At 50.5% G+C, this 5415-nt stretch carries 2 tRNA genes and 2 rRNA genes; all 4 read right to left on the bottom strand.

Going from position 1 to position 5415, the window contains the following annotated elements:
• Nucleotides 1-161: 161 nt before the first annotated feature.
• The 4 genes from LG198_RS14260 to LG198_RS14245 all read right to left on the bottom strand — a co-directional run bounded on the left by LG198_RS14260 (nt 162) and on the right by LG198_RS14245 (nt 5149).
• Nucleotides 162-3045, bottom strand: a 23S ribosomal RNA gene (locus tag LG198_RS14260).
• A gap of 319 nt (nt 3046-3364) precedes the next feature.
• Nucleotides 3365-3440, bottom strand: a tRNA-Ala gene (locus tag LG198_RS14255).
• Between the two features lie 17 nt (nt 3441-3457).
• Nucleotides 3458-3534 (bottom strand) — tRNA-Ile (locus LG198_RS14250).
• A gap of 72 nt (nt 3535-3606) precedes the next feature.
• Nucleotides 3607-5149, bottom strand: a 16S ribosomal RNA gene (locus LG198_RS14245).
• Together the 16S and 23S rRNA genes with 2 tRNA genes alongside form the textbook arrangement of a ribosomal RNA operon.
• Nucleotides 5150-5415: the final 266 nt, after the last annotated feature.

Below are 5415 nucleotides of genomic sequence, written 5' to 3'. Positions count from 1 at the left end.
AGACATAACCGGTAGTGCGTGTGCTGATGCACATTCACTGTTAATCTGATGGAATTTGCGTAGCAAATTCATCTTCAACAAACAGAAGAAGTAAAGAATTTAGGTGTATTTGATTACAGCTTTAGAACACCTTGCTTGGGGTTCCCAAGTTTCAAGGTTATAGGATCAAGCCTCACGAGCAATTAGTATCGGTTAGCTTAACGCATTACTGCGCTTCCACACCCGACCTATCAACGTCCTGGTCTCGAACGACTCTTTAGTGTGCTCAAGGCACAAGGGAAGTCTCATCTTGAGGCAAGTTTCGCGCTTAGATGCTTTCAGCGCTTATCTCTTCCAGACTTAGCTACCCGGCGATGCCACTGGCGTGACAACCGGTCCACCAGAGGTCTGTCCACTCCGGTCCTCTCGTACTAGGAGCAGCCCCCCTCAAACTTCCAACGCCCACGGCAGATAGGGACCAAACTGTCTCACGACGTTTTAAACCCAGCTCACGTACCACTTTAAATGGCGAACAGCCATACCCTTGGGACCGGCTACAGCCCCAGGATGTGATGAGCCGACATCGAGGTGCCAAACTCCCCCGTCGATATGAACTCTTGGGAGGAATCAGCCTGTTATCCCCAGAGTACCTTTTATCCGTTGAGCGATGGCCCTTCCATACAGAACCACCGGATCACTATGACCTGCTTTCGCACCTGCTCGACCTGTCCGTCTCGCAGTCAAGCAACCTTATGCCATTGCACTATCAGTACGATTTCCGACCGTACCTAGGTTACCTTCGCACTCCTCCGTTACTCTTTGGGAGGAGACCGCCCCAGTCAAACTGCCCACCATGCACGGTCCCCGATCCAGATTATGGACCTAGGTTAGAACCTCAACAACATCAGGGTGGTATTTCAAGGTTGGCTCCACGGTAACTGGCGTCACCGCTTCAAAGCCTCCCACCTATCCTACACAAATCTTGTCAAAGTCCAATGCAAAGCTACAGTAAAGGTTCATGGGGTCTTTCCGTCTAGCCGCGGGTAGATTGCATCTTCACAAACATTTCAACTTCGCTGAGTCCCGAGAGGAGACAGTGTGGCCATCGTTACGCCATTCGTGCGGGTCGGAACTTACCCGACAAGGAATTTCGCTACCTTAGGACCGTTATAGTTACGGCCGCCGTTTACCGGGGCTTCGATCAAGAGCTTGCACCCCATCACTTAACCTTCCGGCACCGGGCAGGCGTCACACCGTATACGTCCACTTTCGTGTTTGCACAGTGCTGTGTTTTTATTAAACAGTCGCAGCCACCTTTTCACTGCAACCCCATCAAGCTCCGGACGCGAGGTCCTTCACCCTACCGGGGCGCACCTTCTCCCGAAGTTACGGTGCTAATTTGCCGAGTTCCTTCTCCCGGGTTCTCTCAAGCGCCTTAGAATTCTCATCCTGCCCACCTGTGTCGGTTTGCGGTACGGTCTCAATATAACTGAAGCTTAGTGGCTTTTCTTGGAAGCTTGGTATCAATCACTTCGTCTCACAAGGAGACTCGTCGTCACGCCTCAGAATTGACCCTCCGGATTTGCCTAAAGGATCTCCCTACACGCTTAAACCACCTATTCCAACAGATGGCTGACCTAACCTTCTCCGTCCCCACATCGCATTATATTGAGGTACAGGAATATTAACCTGTTTCCCATCAGCTACGCATCTCTGCCTCACCTTAGGGGCCGACTCACCCTGCGCCGATGAACGTTGCGCAGGAAACCTTGGGCTTTCGGCGAGGGGGCTTTTCACCCCCTTTATCGCTACTCATGTCAGCATTCGCACTTCTGATACCTCCAGCATGCCTCACAGCACACCTTCGCAGGCCTACAGAACGCTCTCCTACCATGCATATAAATATGCATCCGCAGCTTCGGTTACGTGCTTAGCCCCGTTACATCTTCCGCGCGGGACGACTCGACCAGTGAGCTATTACGCTTTCTTTAAAGGATGGCTGCTTCTAAGCCAACCTCCTGGCTGTCTGTGCCTTCCCACTTCGTTTTCCACTTAGCACGTCATTAGGGACCTTAGCTGGCGGTCTGGGTTGTTTCCCTCTTGACCACGGACGTTAGCACCCATGGTCTGTCTCCCGTGATTGCACTTCTCGGTATTCGGAGTTTGCCATGGTTTGGTAAGCTCTTATGAGCCCCCTAGCCATAACAGTGCTCTACCCCCAAGAGTGAGACACGAGGCACTACCTAAATAGTTTTCGGAGAGAACCAGCTATTTCCAAGTTTGTTTAGCCTTTCACCCCTATCCACAGCTCATCCCCTAATTTTTCAACATTAGTGGGTTCGGACCTCCAGTACCTGTTACGGCACCTTCATCCTGGCCATGGATAGATCACTTGGTTTCGGGTCTACACCCAGCAACTGAACGCCCTATTCGGACTCGCTTTCGCTACGCCTCCCCTATCGGTTAAGCTTGCTACTGAATGTAAGTCGCTGACCCATTATACAAAAGGTACGCAGTCACCCCTTACGAGGCTCCCACTGTTTGTATGCATGCGGTTTCAGGATCTATTTCACTCCCCTCCCGGGGTTCTTTTCGCCTTTCCCTCACGGTACTGGTTCACTATCGGTCGATTACGAGTATTTAGCCTTGGAGGATGGTCCCCCCATGTTCAGACAGGATTTCACGTGTCCCGCCCTACTTGTCGTTACCCTAGTTCCACAAACGGGTTTTCGTATAAGGGGCTATCACCCTCTATGGCCGGACTTTCCATTCCGTTCTACTAACGCGTCTGCTAAAAATAACAGGCTTTTCCGGGTTCGCTCGCCACTACTTCCGGAATCTCGGTTGATTTCTTTTCCTCGAGCTACTTAGATGTTTCAGTTCACTCGGTTCGCCACCTTCTCCCTATATATTCAGGAGAGGTTACCCTTGCGGGTGGGTTTCCCCATTCGGACATTCCCGGATCAAAGCTTGTTTGCCAGCTCCCCGAGACTTTACGCAGGCTACCACGTCCTTCATCGCCTGTAATCGCCAAGGCATCCACCACATGCACTTATTCGCTTGACCCTATAACGTTGAAACCTGAGCCCTTTTAAACTCAAATCCCGCGATGCATGAGACATCCGCTATAGGTTTTCTAAAGCACTTCATCCAACCACACCAAGCTGATGCGGCTGAACTAATTTGAACGGTTAATTCTTGCGAACCAACGAGTTCAAATGTTTCGATTTTGCAATCAAATTACCCATTTGAATACTAGAACCTCATCACAAAGTTCTTGGTATTCTCTTTACTTCTTCCATTTTGTTAAAGATCAATCCAGCTTGTAAAAGCCAGAAGTAAAGACAGCACGCTGTGTTTACTTCTAACCTTTTCAACAAAGAGTTGGTGGAGGATGACGGGATCGAACCGACGACCCCCTGCTTGCAAAGCAGGTGCTCTCCCAGCTGAGCTAATCCCCCATTACTTTACAGTAATCTGGTGGGTCTGGTTGGGCTCGAACCAACGACCCCCGCCTTATCAAGACGGTGCTCTAACCAGCTGAGCTACAGACCCATAAGGCCAATCTTTGTTGCGCTCTTGAAACAACCGATAAGTGTGAATGCTTGCAAGCAAGGCTTACTCTAGAAAGGAGGTGATCCAGCCGCACCTTCCGATACGGCTACCTTGTTACGACTTCACCCCAGTCATGAATCCCACCGTGGTAAGCGCCCTCCTTGCGGTTAGGCTACCTACTTCTGGTGAAACCCACTCCCATGGTGTGACGGGCGGTGTGTACAAGGCCCGGGAACGTATTCACCGCGACATGCTGATCCGCGATTACTAGCGATTCCGACTTCATGTAGTCGAGTTGCAGACTACAATCCGGACTACGATCGGCTTTCTGAGATTAGCTCCCCCTCGCGGGTTGGCAACCCTCTGTACCGACCATTGTATTACGTGTGAAGCCCTGGCCATAAGGGCCATGAGGACTTGACGTCATCCCCACCTTCCTCCGGTTTGTCACCGGCAGTCCCAATAAAGTGCCCAACTGAATGATGGCAATTATTGGCAAGGGTTGCGCTCGTTGCGGGACTTAACCCAACATCTCACGACACGAGCTGACGACAGCCATGCAGCACCTGTGTCCACTTTCCCTTTCGGGCACCTAATGCATCTCTGCTTCGTTAGTGGCATGTCAAGGCCAGGTAAGGTTTTTCGCGTTGCATCGAATTAATCCACATAATCCACCGCTTGTGCGGGCCCCCGTCAATTCCTTTGAGTTTTAATCTTGCGACCGTACTCCCCAGGCGGTCAACTTCACGCGTTAGCTGCGTTACTAATGGATTTTACTCCACCAACAACTAGTTGACATCGTTTAGGGCGTGGACTACCAGGGTATCTAATCCTGTTTGCTCCCCACGCTTTCGAGCATGAGCGTCAGTATTAGGCCAGGGGGCTGCCTTCGCCATTGGTATTCCTCCACATCTCTACGCATTTCACTGCTACACGTGGAATTCTACCCCCCTCTCCCATACTCTAGCCTTGTAGTTTCAAACGCAGTTCCCAGGTTGAGCCCGGGGCTTTCACATCTGACTTACAAAACCGCCTGCGCTCGCTTTACGCCCAGTAATTCCGATTAACGCTCGCACCCTACGTATTACCGCGGCTGCTGGCACGTAGTTAGCCGGTGCTTCTTATCAAGGTACCGTCATCCTCATCTAGTATTAGTAGATAAGTTTTCTTTCCTTGCGAAAGAGCTTTACAACCCGAAGGCCTTCTTCACTCACGCGGCATGGCTGGATCAGGCTTTCGCCCATTGTCCAAAATTCCCCACTGCTGCCTCCCGTAGGAGTCTGGGCCGTGTCTCAGTCCCAGTGTGGCTGATCATCCTCTCAGACCAGCTACTGATCGTCGCCTTGGTAGGCTTTTACCCCACCAACTAGCTAATCAGATATCGGCCGCTCCATTAACGTGAGGTCCGAAGATCCCCCACTTTCCCCCTCAGGGCGTATGCGGTATTAGCTAATCTTTCGACTAGTTATCCCCCATTATTGGACACGTTCCGATATATTACTCACCCGTTCGCCACTCGCCACCAGAGAGCAAGCTCTCCGTGCTGCCGTTCGACTTGCATGTGTAAAGCATGCCGCCAGCGTTCAATCTGAGCCAGGATCAAACTCTTCAGTTTAATTCCGACTATTACTTGTTTGACCTCTTTCGAGGTCGGTATATCGCTTGGCTTAATTCTCAAATGAATCTTAGGTGTAACCATAAAGGCTACAGTTTTGATTTCATTTAAGTGTTAAGCACTTGTATTTTGAGTTTCTCGATTCTTATAAATAAGTATCGATTTGCACTCACCTACAAGCACCCACACTTATCGGTTGTTCAGTTTGTTAAAGAGCAGGTTACTTCTTTTTTACTCGCCGCTGATTCGTTTCGAATTCAGCGAGA

The sequence above is a fragment of the Methylobacillus arboreus genome, assembly GCF_020532725.1.
Lineage (GTDB): Bacteria > Pseudomonadota > Gammaproteobacteria > Burkholderiales > Methylophilaceae > Methylobacillus > Methylobacillus arboreus.
The sequence above is the reverse complement of the archived record's forward strand: the minus strand, read 5'-3'. Positions and strand labels throughout refer to the sequence as shown.